At 33.1% G+C, this 16,362-nt stretch carries 13 protein-coding genes; 2 read left to right on the forward strand and 11 right to left on the reverse strand.

From position 1 onward, the window contains the following. Positions 1 to 191 precede the first annotated feature (191 nt). A complete protein-coding gene (locus FJ651_RS03425) occupies positions 192 to 1,889 on the forward strand; it encodes a carbamoyltransferase family protein (RefSeq protein WP_140988992.1) in 1,698 nt (565 codons plus the stop codon). 29 nt (positions 1,890 to 1,918) lie between these two features. On the opposite strand, the gene FJ651_RS03430 is transcribed toward FJ651_RS03425, so the two are convergent. After that, the gene (locus FJ651_RS03430; protein ID WP_140988993.1) at positions 1,919 to 3,970 is read right to left on the reverse strand and encodes a right-handed parallel beta-helix repeat-containing protein; all 2,052 of its coding nucleotides are present in this window, start codon (positions 3,968 to 3,970) and stop codon (positions 1,919 to 1,921) included. A 462-nt stretch (positions 3,971 to 4,432) separates the two neighbouring features. Here FJ651_RS03430 and FJ651_RS03435 point away from each other — a divergent pair, with 462 nt between their 5' ends. Continuing rightward, positions 4,433 to 5,245 (forward strand): metallophosphoesterase, encoded by an 813-nt coding sequence (locus tag FJ651_RS03435; RefSeq protein ID WP_140988994.1) that lies wholly within the window; start codon positions 4,433 to 4,435, stop codon positions 5,243 to 5,245. Positions 5,246 to 5,462: 217 nt separating this feature from the next. Here the strand turns inward: FJ651_RS03435 and FJ651_RS03440 are convergent, their stop codons facing one another. The 10 genes from FJ651_RS03440 to FJ651_RS03490 form a co-directional block, all read right to left on the reverse strand. After that, positions 5,463 to 7,769 (reverse strand): GumC family protein, encoded by a 2,307-nt coding sequence (locus FJ651_RS03440; protein WP_140988995.1) that lies wholly within the window; start codon positions 7,767 to 7,769, stop codon positions 5,463 to 5,465. 32 nt (positions 7,770 to 7,801) lie between these two features. Next, on the reverse strand, positions 7,802 to 8,560 hold the full coding sequence (locus tag FJ651_RS03445) for a polysaccharide biosynthesis/export family protein (RefSeq protein WP_140988996.1): 759 nt from the start codon (positions 8,558 to 8,560) through the stop codon (positions 7,802 to 7,804). Positions 8,561 to 8,909: 349 nt separating this feature from the next. Next, a complete protein-coding gene (locus tag FJ651_RS03450; RefSeq protein ID WP_140988997.1) occupies positions 8,910 to 9,590 on the reverse strand; it encodes a WbqC family protein in 681 nt (226 codons plus the stop codon). Positions 9,591 to 11,143: 1,553 nt separating this feature from the next. After that, the gene (locus FJ651_RS03460; protein ID WP_140988998.1) at positions 11,144 to 12,274 is read right to left on the reverse strand and encodes a type II secretion system F family protein; all 1,131 of its coding nucleotides are present in this window, start codon (positions 12,272 to 12,274) and stop codon (positions 11,144 to 11,146) included. Continuing rightward, a complete protein-coding gene (locus FJ651_RS03465) occupies positions 12,264 to 12,740 on the reverse strand; it encodes a PulJ/GspJ family protein (RefSeq protein ID WP_140988999.1) in 477 nt (158 codons plus the stop codon). Before FJ651_RS03465 ends, FJ651_RS03460 begins: the two co-directional genes overlap by 11 nt. After that, on the reverse strand, positions 12,718 to 13,056 hold the full coding sequence (locus tag FJ651_RS03470; protein ID WP_140989000.1) for a hypothetical protein: 339 nt from the start codon (positions 13,054 to 13,056) through the stop codon (positions 12,718 to 12,720). The genes FJ651_RS03465 and FJ651_RS03470 overlap by 23 nt, the downstream gene beginning before the upstream one ends. After that, positions 13,044 to 14,297 carry a hypothetical protein gene (locus FJ651_RS03475; RefSeq protein WP_140989001.1) on the reverse strand — a complete coding sequence of 418 codons (1,254 nt, stop codon included), beginning with the start codon at positions 14,295 to 14,297 and terminating at the stop codon, positions 13,044 to 13,046. The genes FJ651_RS03470 and FJ651_RS03475 overlap by 13 nt, the downstream gene beginning before the upstream one ends. Before the next feature lies 1 nt (position 14,298). Then, entirely contained in the window at positions 14,299 to 14,760 is a 462-nt protein-coding gene (locus FJ651_RS03480; protein WP_140989002.1) for a hypothetical protein, read from the reverse strand. After that, positions 14,750 to 15,112, reverse strand: a complete 363-nt coding sequence (locus tag FJ651_RS03485; protein WP_140989003.1) for a hypothetical protein — start codon at positions 15,110 to 15,112, stop codon at positions 14,750 to 14,752. Before FJ651_RS03485 ends, FJ651_RS03480 begins: the two co-directional genes overlap by 11 nt. Before the next feature lie 474 nt (positions 15,113 to 15,586). Then, positions 15,587 to 16,078: a hypothetical protein gene (locus tag FJ651_RS03490; protein WP_140989004.1), complete on the reverse strand. Its 492-nt coding sequence runs from the start codon at positions 16,076 to 16,078 to the stop codon at positions 15,587 to 15,589. Between the last annotated feature and the right edge of the window lie 284 nt (positions 16,079 to 16,362).

Below are 16,362 nucleotides of genomic sequence, written 5' to 3' on the forward strand. Positions count from 1 at the left end.
ATCCCTAATTGGCTAGACCGTTTTAAGGATCTCATATATTTATATAAAACCAGCCTGCAACAAAAAGTGTGCAGAACGAGTTATGTATATATCACAAAATGTAATTTATACATATGGCTATACCGCTAAGCACTAAATTTTTTAATTCTTATATTCGTTTTTGTTAAGATGATAAGACATAACTTTCTCAGATGATTATATTAGGACTAAATTATTATTACCACGACTCAACAGCGTGCATAGTTGTAAATGGGGAATTAGTAGCCGCTATAGAAGAAGAGCGCCTAAACAGGGATAAACATACCACAGTATTTCCATATATGGCTATTGATCGTTGTCTTAAAATCGCAAAATTGAGTTATAGCGATATAGACCACATAGCAGTATCTATTAAACCCACACATAATTCCGGAAAAAAACTAAGGTATTGGGCTTTCAATATAAAATCTATATCTATACTTAAGTCGTTTGTTAGTACTGAAATTATTCATGGGCTTGTTAAACAGAAAAATTTTTGGAATTGGTATAAAAAATATTTTGTTTCAAAGAAGAAGGGACCAAAGGTTCATTTTATTCCGCATCACAACTGTCACGCTCCAGGATCTTTTTTTGTTTCTCCCTTTAAAGAAGCTGCTTTATTAGGCGTTGATGGTTCGGGCGAATGGGCTACAACCTGGTTAGGACATGGCAAAGGTAATGAGATAGCGGTTTTAGGAGAGAGTTTCATTCCACATTCCCTTGGTTCATTTTATGTAGCTATTACTTATTATTGCGGTTTTAAACCCTATTATGATGAGGGCAAGACCATGGGTTTGGCTCCAATGGGTAACCCCGAAGTATATAAAGAGGATATTGCAAAATTGGTTCGCGTAGACGAAAATGGACAATTACATTTTGATCTTAGTTATTTCAATTTTCAGAACTTAAGTTTGGAGCGACTTTCACCCAAGTTTTATGAAAAATTTGGACAACGCAGAAAACCTGATGAAGAATTTACACAACGCCACATGGATATGGCGGCAGCTTTCCAGCGAGTATTAGAAGATAGGGTTCTGGAAATATGTGATGTGTTATACAAAAAAACGAAGGCTGAATACCTTGTTGTTTCTGGTGGTGTATCATTAAATAGCGTGATGAATGGCAGAATTGTGCGCGAAAGTAAATTTAAAGATATCTATGTAATGCCCGCAGCCGGAGATAACGGCACAGCCATAGGAGCTGCTTATTACTTATACAATGGTATCTTAAAAAACCCTAGGAATTTTGTTCATTTAGACCCCTATGTTGGTACCTATTATACCAACGAAGAAATAGAAAGCGTTTTAAAAGGTGCCAAATTGAATTACGAATTTATTGAAGATATTTCTGAAAAGGCCGCTTCTTTACTGGAAAAGGGTAAAATAATAGGTTGGTTTCAAGGAAAGATGGAGATTGGACCGAGAGCTTTAGGCAATCGCAGCATTTTAGCAAACCCTTGCTTTCCTGATATGAAAGACAAAATTAATTCTGAAGTAAAATTTAGAGAAGCCTATCGCCCTTTTGCTCCTTCAACAATTTTAGAAGCAAAAAATGATTATTTTGATTTAGAAGTTGAAGCCCCATTTATGCTAAAAGTTTGTAATGTTTTAAAGGACAAACAAAGAATTATTCCGGCTGTGACGCATGTAGATGGCAGTGCCCGATTGCAAACGGTAACCAGAGCATTAAATCCAAGGTATTACGATTTAATTAAAAAATTAGGAGAAAAAACAGGGGTTCCGGTAGTTTTAAACACTAGTTTCAATATTCAGGGCGAACCTGTGGTGGAATCTCCAAAAGACGCCATTCGTTGTTTTTATTCCACCGGATTAGATGATCTGCTTATAGGTAATTACTATTTAACTAAATAAGCATTGCATGTTAGCATCAACAAATTGAGCTATTGCATTGTTGAATTAAAATATTGCGACCCCACATAGCCCTGTAGCTCATATGCTCTAACCACCCAGGTTGTAGGGGTCCCATTGACCGGATAATCTATTGTATTTCCTTCAATAATCAAATTCTCCAGTGCCATTTGAGGTGCTCTCATAGTCATGATGCTGCCTGTTGATATATCACCTAGTGGAACTGTGTTGTAAAAATAATTATGCTTCATCGTAAAACTTAGAGGATGATGCGAATGAGGGCCTACTTTGGCTTCTTTTATTATATTGTTATTAAAGACGTAATGACCATAATATAAATACCCAAAAACATCGGTTTCAATTATTTTATTATTTGTTACTATATTTTCCGGGCAATTTAAGAATAAGGCTTCACCAGAATTTTTAATAGTATTACCGTCAACTATCATTTTACCTGTTGGTGAACTTTCAACGGTAGCTTCTCCATAAATACCTCTAAACACATTCTCAATATGATTATCAGAAATAGTGACATTAATGTGATCTCTGACTTGGATGCCCACTGTAGCACCTTTAATTGTATTACCATCAATTATTAAATTATCAAATAGCGTTTGGTCAGTCGTTGAACCTCCTATTACTATAGCGGCATTGTCATTGCGGTATGCTGTGTCTCGATACAAATCTTCAATTAGGTTATTCAATATTTTTACATGTTTACCATTTGGTACAGCAATTCCTATTCTTCCTGTAAGAATTGAATTACCTGTTGGCGTTCCGTCGGCATTAAATTTAACAGGGCCTCCTGTAATATGATTATTTTCCACTACCGAATAACTCGAATCAAAAGGTAAGCCCGGATAATTAATTTCATCAAAAGGATGCCCCATGGTGATACCAAAGGCATTAGATGCTTTAATTCTATTATCACCTATATATGCATAATTGGCACTGCAACCAATAGTACTTGCGTCAAACCATTGTGTCCCTATCGTGTTATTGGTTACTTTATGGTGCTCTCCCAAGTAGATTTCAATAGCCGTACTTACAGTTGTATCGAACACATTATTATCCACGATACAATTTGTACCATAACTTACATTAATAGGTGTAGAATTAATAGAATTATTGTTTTTATAGAAACAGTTAATTGATTTTTCTATAGCACAAACAGGCATGATGCTGTAATGTGTTGAATTCTGCCCATCTATAAACGTACAATTCTGTATGCCCGAGTCTTGAGCATCTGTTAATCTTACGGCATTAAAAGAAAAGTGCAACTTATTAGCTTGAAAAAAAGCATCGGTCGCGTCTCTGTTTAAGTTAAAGGTCACATTGTCTATTACAATATTCCTGAACTTAATAATACCGTTCCCCAACTCAAAACCAGGAGCAGCAAAAGGCTTATCGGAAACATGTAGAGTCGCAAAAATTGCATAAAATCCAGAGTTGACTGCTTGCCAATTAGCAGGATTTACGCTTATTGTTGCACCATTACCTAAAATACTAATATTACTGGTAAGTAAGATTTCTTTATCAATAATGTAATCTTTTTCTGAAGTAAGTATCAAATTACCACCATTCATCGATTTTAAAAAACCAACTGCTTTAATAAATGCATGAGCGTCATAAGCAGTGCCATCGCCAAGGGCACCAAACCATTCCGGATATACACTTTCTAAATTCCAAGTTCCGGATAAACTACCAGACCCATCAAAACTGCCAACTAATCCTGCATCTATTCTAGTGTTTGCTCCTGAAATAGATGTGTAATTCTTAAGGAGACCTCCTGAAAATTTGAGCGTAACATTATCGGGTAGCGTAATGGATGCGTCACCTAAATCGAAATCAAACTTAATTTCCCAAATACTATCAGCATAATTATCGGGAATATTGGTCCAATCAAAATCATTAGGAATAACTTTACATCCTGATTGACCGTTAATATTCGCACAATCACTTATATTGTCAATTGAACTAACAACTGAGGTTTTTACGTTATCGTCAAAACCCTCTGTATAACAAAAAAATAACATTAAGACCACTATTATGACCATGAGTTGCATTTTAGAGAATTGCTCCATAGATTAAGTAGATTTAGACTTGGGTAAGTAAATTTATAAGTCCAACTTAGAGGTATTGTTAATATAATGTAAAAATCGTTTAAAAACACGTATTTTATATAGTTATTTTACTTTTGATCGGCAGAATGAATAAAAGTGACGAATACAATTCTGCCCTATGAAATTTTACAAATTAACTTTAAAAATTGTTCAGACAATTTATTTCATTTTTTTACTGTTTTTCATTAATCGGCTTTAACTTTAAAAAATCTATTTCTCACATCTGTTTGTGTAGTCTAATAACACAGTCTTGTTAACCGTTATTGCAATGAAAAACAAAACATTGAAATTTAAAAAAATTAAATGTTGTAATTCATTTCTACAGTTTAAAACTTTATTCATGGCATTTTAAAAAAGATTTCGAACTATATTTACATTTCTAAATAGAATTTGTTTACAGACTCTAGTTGCCCATAATTTAAAATGAAAAACTTAACTAGAAGAAAATTTATAAAAGGAGCAATATTAACCACAATTGGATTCATATTTTTAGATGCGTTCTGGTTTGAGAAATATATCATTGAATGGAACTATTTTGACATCTCAAAATCTGATGAGAACAAAATAAAAATCGTTCAAATCTCTGATTTGCATATTGACCAATTAAGATACTTTCACAAATCTATTGCGAAAAAAATAAATACAATAAAACCAGATTTAATATTTATCACAGGAGATGCTCTTAATACAACAGACCAACTTATACCTCTAAATGAATTTCTTGAACTCCTCGATAAATCTATTAAAAAGTACGCAATTACAGGGAATTGGGAGTATTGGGGTAATGTAAATCTAACAAAACTTAAAGACATCTATTCTCAAAATAATTGTGAGTTATTAATAAACGAAAACAGAACTATTTCAATAAAAAATCGTGAAATATCAATAATCGGAATTGATGATTTTGTTGGAGGAAATGCCAATTTCGGTAAAGCTATTAAGAATCTAAAAAAAACCGAAACCAATATTGTTTTATCGCATTGTCCGGAACACAGAGATATAATTACAAAGCAAAAAGGAGATTTAAATATTGATTTAGTCCTTTCTGGTCATACCCATGGCGGACAAATTACATTTTTTGGAATTGTCCCGTTTAAACCTCAAGGTAGCGGAAGGTATTTAAAAGGATGGTATAAAGAATCTGAACCAAAAATGTACATCTCAAAGGGGATTGGAACCAGTACCTTACCCATACGATTTGGAGCACGAGCAGAAATGGTAGAAATGGAACTATAAAACTACTGACAACAGGGTTGTTAAAATTCAAGAAACTTTAAAAAAAGCAACTATGTCGGCTTTATCCTTACCTTAAAAGTCTCATTATTTGTGAACCCATTTTTGTCAGCTATTCTACTGAGTTATTAATCTTTTATTATAAAAGAAGAATTTAATTTATTGATTGACACATACCGTTAGTGAAAGTTGATGTCATAAATCCGTATAACAAACAATTTTACCCCATAAATTTTTTCCACCATGGCTTTTTAGTTAACCCATAAGTTTGGCTATAACCATATGTTAAATTGGGATTACTGGAATTAAGGACCATCACCATATTATCGAGCTGTTTCGTTTCATAAAGCTTTTTCGGAATTTTCAACATACGCTTGTCTAGATAATTTGCTCTTACTACATAAATAAACAAGTCTGACCTGTTTTGACTCAATAATATACCATCTGTAACCATACCCACTGGAGAAGTATCAATAATAACAAAGTCGTAGTTTTTATTGGTATAATCAAATAATTGATCTAGACGACCGTTCATTATTAATTCTGAAGGATTAGGAGGAACAGTTCCGCTTTGTAAAAAGTCGAAATTTAACGATAAAGATTCAATCAGTGTTTCCGGCTTAAGCGTATCGTCTATTAAATAGTTTGTTAGTCCTTCTTTGTTTCGCGCTTTTAAATTTTTAGCTACAGAGGGCTTTCTTATATCTCCTTCAATAAGCAACACTTTTTTTGAGGACAAGGCTAAAACTTTAGCTAAATGAATAGACAGACTTGTCTTCCCTTCACCTTCTATTGTGGAGGAAATGAATATATTTTTGGATACGTTTTTATTCTTTGATAGAACAAAATCTATTTGGGTTCTAAAAACACGTAATGCCTCGTTTAAAGGACTGCCGTCGTTTTTCATTAAAAATTTGTTCATGTTTTTAGACATCGGAATATCCCCAAGTATCGGTGCCGAAATAACAGATTCCATATCTTCTATGCTCTTAACCTTATTATCTAATAAAAAATAAAGATTCAGGAACATAAATGGGACTATAATTCCTAACATTAAAGCTATTAAATAAACAATAATTCGTTTTGGCGATACCGGATTATAACTACCGTAAGGAGGGTCTATAATTTTAGCCTTAGGAGATTTGACCGCTAATGTAATGGCATTTTCCTCTCTTTTTTCCAACAAATACAAATACAGGGTTTCTACAATTTGTTGCTGACGTTCAATATCTTTAAGTTGCCGCTGCTGTTTTGGTATTTCAGTAATTTTAGAACTCAATCTATTTCCTTGCCGCCTCACATCATTTAAGGAAATTGTTAAAGAAGATTCTAAGTTCGATAAACTTTGTGAAATACTTCTCTTTAAATCCTGAAGCTGACTGTCTAAATTAATAATTGTTGGGTTTTCACGATTGGCGCCTCTTAAAAGTCTTTTGCGCTCCAGTAAAATTTCATTATATAATATAGTACTCTGATTTAACGACATATTTGATAATCCTAAATTTGTAGGAATGAGTTCGTTGTCTTTATTATTTATAAAATCTGACATATACTCCACTAGTTTGAGCTGCGTGCTCAAATCAAGGGCGACCTGCTCTAATTCACTACTTGTATTTACTGCTAAGCGTGAGTCAGCGTCAATATCTGTAAGAAGGTTACTTGCTTTAAAGTCTTGGGTATTGCTGTCCAATTCAGATAGTTCTTTTAAAATACCATCTATGCGTTCGTTAATAAAATTTTCTGTGTTTTCAGCAATTAAGGTTCCGTCGCTTATACCGTCCAGATTATATTCATCAATTAATAGTTTTACTATATCTTTCGCTCTTTCTATTATAGGGTCTTCTAATGAGATCATAATAAGATTAGCCTCTCTGTCTATTTGTTCGATGCGAAGATTGTTTCTATATTGATTAGCTATAAGCGATAACGGCGTTATTATAACGTTGATTTTTAAACCAACTTCAATGGGTGCAGTATTAGTGGGTGTTAAAGTAAAATTAGCAATGTAGCTCTCAATATTTTCGCCAAATAAATAACTGCCTACTACTTTATCTTGAGCATCTAATAAGTTAAATTTTGTTTGTGAGGTAGGTATGATAGATATGAGGGTGTCCTGATAATGCAAGAGGGAATCTTTCCCATAGAAATCAAGTTTAAATGGAAGTGTAGCTCCATACAATCCAATATTATGTATTCTGCCTTCTCTTAAATAAGTTTTATTTAGACCCAGTTCAGAAACCACCTTTTCAACTAAACTTCGCGATCTTAAAACACCTATTTCAGTGCCAAATGTTGAATTATTATATACAATCCCTAAATCTTTAAAAGCCGAAATCTCTGAATTATTATTTTCTTTATCATTAATTAAAATAATAGCATCAACCTTAAATTTTGGTGTGGCATAACGCAAATAAAGAAATGAAATAGTTGCTGCTAATATGATACCGAGAGCAAACCATTTCCAGTGATATAGGTATTTCTCTAAAAATCCTCTTAAATTAAATGTGTTATTTTTGGAAGAATCCATATTAATTATAATGTTTATTAGAGTTTTATTTACTACCTAACAAGTATTGCTATTAAAGAAATTAAGATAGAAATACTTGAAACAAGTATTGCTGTATTTGGCCCAACCGCCGATGAGTTTACACGAGTTTTATTGGCTTCTACATAGATAATATCGTTTTGAGCCAAAAAATAATAAGGTGAATTAAACAGCTCTTTATTAGTTAAATCAATAGGAATAAACTTCCTTTCGCCATTGTGTTCTCTAATAAGGGTTACAGTTTTCCGATTACCATAAATGGTAAGATCTCCCGCTAAGGCTAATGCTTCCGGAATATTTATTCGTTCATTTAAAATGGTATAACTTCCAGGAGTGCGCACCTCACCTAATACTGATATTTTAAAATTTATAAATTGAACAATAACCGTTGGGTTATTTAAGTACTTTGCTAATAATTCTTTTATTTTGTTCGTTACTTCTTGAGTTGTAAGTTGTGCAACTTTAATCTTACCAAGAACAGGGAAATTAATTTCTCCGTCTGTATTAACAATATAGGGCACCTGTCTTATTAGTTGGTTATCTCGAGTTTCAACGATGTTAAATGGTATTGCAAGCTCTGGCTCAAATGAAGAAACATTGATACTTAACATATCTCCATACTGAATAGTCGGCTGGTAATTAATAATAGTACTATTGACTTCAATATCATTTTTATCATGGAAATAGTTAATTTTTTTTGAAGAGGCACACCCTGTAAATAAGACAGCAAGAATGGTTATTAAAGAAAATTTAAAATAAATATTTTTTACCATAATAAATAGGTTGGATTGTTAATTTGCATAATTCGGACAACAATGTTTCTGTTTTAATCCACAAACAGCCCGCGAATAATTTGGTTGACTGCAATCTTACTCATCCGTAAATAAGTAGCGTTTTTATTAATTGATAAATGTAGTATTTTTTTCTAATATTAGTATGCCTAAAATCTGCATTAATATGCACTTCATCTATTAATTTGACTAAAGTTATAAAGTATATACTTTTTTTAAAAAATCAAGAAGGCTGATATTTCTCAAAATATCGAAAAATAAGTTTAAAGAAATTTAAAAAATTGGAATACATACAAGAACGCCCAATAATTATCCAACACAAAAAGTCATTTCAAATAAACACCCTCGACTTTTCTTTTTCTGAAAACAATAAATCTAAAATAGATAAATTCTCTAAAAATATCTCCCCGGCTTGGTTGTATTTAGGGTGCTTGAAATTATGATAGGTAATGCTAATATTTTCATTATCGAAAATTGCCCTATCCTTTTCTAAATAAATCTCCGACCCATTATTTGCTAATAACTTATCTGCATTAAGTTGTTTACATATATCTAAAACAAGATCACTTTTTGTGCCTTTAACATTCAGTTCTGATGCGCGAACCAAGGTTGTTTTTATATCGAGGTATACACAACATTGAGTTATAAACTCAATATTAAACTCTGCGATTTTTCCCCAATCCCTAGCATAAAGTTCATTTAAAAAAAGAATATCTTTATAATGACTACCATAATTGTATTGAAAATAATCGAGATGCTTCTGTTTCCAGTCTTGATTATTGTCGATATAAACATCCTTAATCATGGTATTAGTTTTTGGCAATTTTGTAGGTACTCGTATCCAAAACTCGGCTTCATCCACTTTAGCGCTAGATTTCAATCTATTACGCATATGCCATGACTGCTTTTTAAACTTTACATTATCAAGAAATACAAAGACATCAGAATTCTTTATCATATTAAAATAACCAAGCCATGGGAAAAGTGTTGGTTGAGATATGCTTATTGTCATTTATTTATAGGTTAATCTTTGATTCGTTTAAAAATTTTTTATTAAAATCTCGATAACAGGAAAGAAAGTCCTTCAATCCAGGCATTAAATTTAAGATGTTCTAATTGAAATTTTTAGCGATCAAGGCATCAGGGTAAAAATAGAAAAAAATAGTTTATCTTAAAATGATGTTAATCATATTAAATTTCATAAATAAATTCAAGTGTGTAGAGATATTTCATAATATTTAAGAAAGTTGCAATCAGGCTGCCTCGTCTTTCATTCTATAAAAAATTAAAAAACAATAGAGTTGACAATCTGATTAAAAAATGCCAAAGCTATAACGTAGCTATCTTTTTCAAAGATTCTTAACTTAACATCAATAAGTAAATATGTTAACCCAATTGAAGGTTAAGGTTTGGGATAAAACCTCGATTTTCATAAATGAAATAAAAATTTATAATCCTATTTGTAAGCGCAATACGATTAAAGTAAGCCCTGAAACGACCAATATCTGTTATCTATGAATTAGCAAGAGAACTCTTTATTCGAATAACCATGCTTTAGATAATGGTAGATAGAGGTTTAGTATATTTAAAGAAGGTAGTTTCCCAGAACGAGGAAAATTTAAACTAAGCAAAGAAAAGGAAACTTGATTGTGCAAATGGATACCGAAGGTTTTGGTTCCTGCACCTTTACCGGTGCCTGCGAAGTGGTTTGTCTGTAAAGTATTTCAGTTTTTAATATTACTAAAATGAATGGCCGCTGGTTATGGGTTAAATGTCATCATTCTATACTGATGTAATTTCTTACTTTTTTTATTATCAAAGTTCTAAAACCGTAAGAAAAGGCTTTCTGCTTGTAAGTTTTATTTTACAATCATCTTAAAATTAACATTTTTCTCATGTTTCTCTTAAATATATGTTAATAATTTTTTTAACTTAGTTTCTATTAACCAACCTAACCAACCAAAATGAAACAGTTAAAATACGTCAATTTTTTAGGGCATCATATCCACTTTGTCCTATTTGGAATGATAGCCATTATTGTTTTAGGCTTAACATTTTCTTTATTTACCTTCATCAATTCTTATCAAGAAGTCGTTCAAAACGGGATGTTGGCCAGTCTCGGTTCAATAGAATACCCTAGGTAGTCTTAAAATTTTATATTTTAAATAAAGTTGGGGAATATGCCGGAACACTTTGGCACAAAAATTTGACCTATTTTCGAACCAAAATATTAATTTTTTTAAAACATTGAACGATTTTTTCAGAACTTAATAACATGTAGATATAAAGTTTAATAAAACCTACATGGATTGTATATTGGATGCATACTTATCTGATTTAATTGATGAAATTAGGAATGTTATATAAGGTCCAGGTAAAACATCTTAATCGAGACCTTCCATATAAAAAGCTGATTGGTATAAGTCCTATGACACCTAAAGAAGAATTGCTCTTTAATGGTTTCTTATGCAAGCAATGGCATCTGATAACTTCTAAAGGATATCAAATTTGATAAAAATTTATCGTTCAAAACTTCAGTAATAATTTAAAGTACAAATACAACCATCACCCGATAATACTACTAAGCCTAAACATCGGCAAATACATGGCAATCAAAATAAATCCTACAAACAAACCAACAAATAAAATAATAAATGGCTCCAAAATTGTTGAAAGCATCTTTGATCGCTGTTGCACGCTCTCGTTGTAGCGCTCATTCAACTTGCTAAACATGTGCTCGGTTTGATTGGTTTCTTCAGCTACCTTTATCAGAGCAATCATTTTACCGTCAAATAATTTATGTGCTGCCATGGCCTCACTTAAAGAAACACCATTCATTAAACTGCCTTCAATTTGTTCGAGTGCGCTTTTTAACGGATAATAATCAATCATTTTTTCTACCAATTCTAAACATTGTACCAACGGTATTCTCGAAGCTGTTAATAATGCCATGGCCTGCGAAAATTGCGATAAATAAATGGTTTTGATAAAGTTTCCCAAAACGGGTATTTTACTTAAAAAAATGTCCTTAGCCCTGCGATACCATTGCTTTTTATTTAAAGGTCTTTTCAATATCCAAAAAACGATAATAACGGCAAGCATGTAATAAAAATTCTGTTTGATAAAATCAGACATGTTAATCACAAAAACAGTAATGCCCGGTAGTTCCACCTGCTGCTGCTTAAAAATATCTTCGAACATGGGCACCACAAATTGCAACATAAATAAAACCACCAAAATAGCGGTACTAATAATAATTATCGGATAAGTCAAGGCATTGATTAAATGCTTGCGCTGCTCATTCTTACGTTTGTAAAAGTCCCCTAATTGCAAGGTGATTCTGGCAGTTGTACCGGTCTCCTCCCCAATTTTTAAGGAGTAATATTCATAATCACTAAAATATGGCTGGGATTGTATTGCTTCTGAAAGATTTTTGCCTTTTACCAAGTCTTGTTCAATGTGTTCAATAAGACTGGAACTCGATTTGCTTTTCGTAGTGTCCTTTATGAGTGATAGCGTATCCTTGAGATTGATACCCGCACTTAACAAAATACCAATTTCAGAGTAAAAGTCTTCTTTCACTTTATTACCAAATGGCCTATTAAAAACAAATAGCTCCTTCTGCAAGAAACCGGTATCTATGGCAAAACCAGACTTCTTTTCGTTGACTTGTATGTTGTCTAGCTTAAAGGCCATGAGTGTTGATATATGTGGTGGCGTCATTTATTTTATAAACAAACAAGGCTTTATGTCTTAAGGGTTTAAACATGGTTAACTTGATGGCATCTACCAAACCATCTTCTCGAGATTGGGCTTCGAAAAATAGCTCAATTTCACTCACGCCTATGGGAATGGTATCCAAATTTCTGAGCACATAGTTGTCGTTAAATTGATACAAAACGGCTTCTTCATGTTGTTTCAAGGTCAATACCGCATCTTCAGAATTATAAGTAATATTAGAACACTTACTAAAATCTATCCAAAGGGCTTGTTCTAATAAACGACACTGGGTTTGGTGTTCAAAATTCTTGGTAATGGTTTCCATATGCTGCTGTACCATACGTAGCACCGCAAATGCCATACCCATAACGATGGCCGAAATAACCAACACAATTACCATCTCATTTAATGTTAATGCCTTAACGCTTAATCGGATTCTCATTAAGAATGCTTTTAATGGTTTTACGCGTGTCGTTTTGAGTAGCCTCTATGATTAAGGTGCCCGTTGAATGGTTATCTTTTAAAATACTAATATCCCAATCTTCAAAACTATCTGAATAGGGTATGGTGATAGCTCCATTTAAATACCTGTATTCTAATTCATTGATGTAATTTTGCACACTCCCTGTACTATTTCTAATACTTGTGGTAAATAAATTATTCAATATAAGGCCGGCTACGACCATAATCACCAAAACCAAAACCGTAGCCACCAAAGTTTCCATTAGTGTAGATGCTTTTAATTTTAGTACAGCCATTTCGCGATGCCTTTTTCATGTTCATCATCTATCTCAATACCTAAAAATTCATCCGCCAAAGCTGGTCTGTCAACCACGGCATTAAACAAATGGTTCATATATACCGCACCTGCTTCTTTTATGATAAACTGGTCTGCTATTACCAACCCTTTAACCGTACCGCGTAATTCCATGTTTTGTTCACAATACACCATTCCTGTTACACTGGCGATGGGCAAAATGGTAAGTTGTGGCTGATAGTTTTTTGGTAACTGTGTGCCCAAAACTAAAATAACACCCTTAACATCCGCTTCTTCACCAATAGTAATATGGCCCAAATCATCTGCATTTCTAATTGAAGCTTCGCTACGCAATACCAATGCTGATGGATACATGAGTAATACCTCCTTGCCTACTTGTATGGCTTTTGTGGCAATGGCCTGGAAATTACCAGATACATGGTCCGCGATATTAATTACCGGTGCTATTAGTATGATATCATTGAGTTGTGCCGTTTGCGTTACTGTTATCTCGGTATTGGATTGAATGATGACATGACCCAGAATGCTGAGGTTTTCTAAAACCAATGCCTCATCGGTTTGGTAGTAAACCATGGGTTTTAAAAAGGAGTAGCTGCCATTTTCTAACTGATCTATTGGTATTACCGACTGCCCGACGTTTGGGTTTCCCAATATTTCAATAGCTTGCCTCACTCGGTTAGTAATTTGCGGAAAAACTCTGGGTGTAACTTGTTCTTCACCGTAAATCAATTGTTCCTTGTAATAACTCACTCCGCCTATATGCCCTGTTTTTACACCGCGCTTTGGCAAAATTACATCGCCGGTAATAGTGGTTCCGCCTACTACCACCAATGGCATGTGGTGGTCCTTTAAAATCAAAGCTGTTTTCTCATAACGGGAGTTTCCGGCACCAACCAAGGCCATACTGGCAAAAGATTTGTTATGGTATCGACTAACGGCATAATAGGTTTCAAATACACCCCAATTTCCTCGCTTAAAGGTGGTGTTGCCCATTTCGGGAAAATCATTATCAACCTTTATACTATCATAAGAAATATCTTGAACTTCTAAGAATTGATGAATAGTGCTCTGAGAACTTTTAATTTGCTCAATTTGCAACTGCGTGTCAACACCAAACTTCTTATAAGTGTGTACTACCATAATAAAAGCCGCCAATAGTAACGCTATTAACATCACTATATAGGTTACCAATTGTAGTGCACCGGCCTTTACTAAACGCATATTATACCTTTATTGGGATTTGACGAACGATATGGTTATATTTTATGGTAACTGTTGATGCATTGCCTTTAACTAGGGTAACACTGTCAACGCTTTGTCCAACTTTCAGCAATCGTTCTCGGTTTTTGATCTGTAAAATAAATATGGCTGCTTCTTTTGAAGAAGGCATGATAATACCTTTATAGGTCACTTGTATGTTGTTTTTAGGGATTGAGGATTGGGCTTTGACGATTTTAAAGGTGTCTTGTTTGGTGATGGTCCCTAAAAAGGGATCGCGGTCGAGCTTGGTCATGGTAAAACTTAAGCTATCTCTTTTTATGGATTCCACTTTTAACCCACTAAGCGATGGCGGTGTTAAGTCTGGTAATTCGGGGTTGAGTGCGGCTATAATTCTATAAATAACCAGACCCCAAACTACCACCACCAATACAAGTAATACGTATGTTTTTTTCTTATTCTTCAATGCTAAAATTCAATAAGGTATAATTGGTAAAATAAGTGGAGTTTTCCGCCCTGATACGCCATTGGTATTGATTAGGTTCCAAATTCTTAAAAAAATGCGTGGCAACCACATTAGTGTCTGCAAGAATTTGTTGGGCATTTTCAAAATTGGGGACGGCAATTTGTAGATGATAACGATTGGCCTGCTCAACAGCTTCCCACGTAAACAAGACATCACCGCTGTTAAGAACCACCTGATTTACCGGGGCTAAAACCATCACAGTTTCATTGCTAATGTCTACTTCTTCTATCAAGTCTTCGCAGCCTGATATACTTATAATAAAAATAATTGCTAAAAATGATATCATTCTCATACAGCGACAGTTTTTCAATAAGTCCAAATTATGCTATTTAATTGAAAAGCAGCTAAGGCTTTTCCTTGGTTTTAGTAAGGGTTTTCCTTAGTTTTTGATTTCTGGAATGCAGCAGAAAAAACAATTTGAGTGCACCGTATTTTTTATAATTAAAATGAGACAGCTTTCATTGGTGATATCAATACGTCAGTTGCATAAATTGGATACGAGGTCAAATTTGCAATAAATTGTATAAATGTTTCCCAAACAGGTTATAATCAATATTATTTTAACCTATGAATTTTGAAATTATATTTCAAAAACACAAAATTTTGGATAAACTCTTCAAAAACTCTCCAAAAAACAAAAGTAAACTGTTATTGATTTCTTTTCTGATTTTGTTCTTAAAGCTTATTTAATCCAAAAATTGTTGCAACAATAAACAGCAATCAAAATGATTGCTGTTTAAAAGTTTGCTTTAAATGAAAATTAAAGCTATTCTTTTTCACTACTTCCAAGTATTTCTTCCGTGGTTTTATTAGTTGCCTCATATTCAATCTTATCTTTTAGCATTTTCAGTAGCTTTTCAGAATCATTCATTCTTATACCATTTATCATAATACCATAACTTTCGCCAAAACATAATGTATCGGTTTTTTTATCATTATAATGAACAAATGCCATTATTCTATTATCTGGATGATTTTTATTTACGCTACTAACTTTTAAGCTTTCATACTCGTTATAAAATCTATCTATAAAGGACTTATCAGTTATTTTTTTATAAAATAGATTTCCTGTCTGCTCATTTTCATTTCCGTTAAAATTGCAATCCATTGAAATAGGAAAAGTAGTTCCAGATTGTATAAAATGGACATTTATATACTTGTGATTTTTTGAACTCTCACAGTTTACTGTGGTAATAAAAACAAGCAATATTGAAAAACACTTAAGGCTTCTTATAATGGTTTTTTTAGTTACGAGCATTTTTATACTTTTTTGGGTCAGGATTATAAAAAGGGAATCTTTTTTGTATCCGTTTAGTTAATGATTTTGTTTTTGACTTATTTACAGTAGTGGATTTAACACCTCCTGTAATAACGTACATTCCATCTTCATTAGTTCTGGTAACTTGCCCTGAAGACCCCTGCTGCCGCACGATTGCATCGTGTGGTTCCAACAATACATAAATGGTTCTATTCTTTCAACCAAAATACTGAAAAACAATAACATTATCTAGTAATCCTTTTTTGTCTGCATAATCTGCCGCA

The sequence above is a fragment of the Paucihalobacter ruber genome, assembly GCF_006494535.1.
In the GTDB taxonomy this organism is placed as follows: domain Bacteria; phylum Bacteroidota; class Bacteroidia; order Flavobacteriales; family Flavobacteriaceae; genus Paucihalobacter; species Paucihalobacter ruber.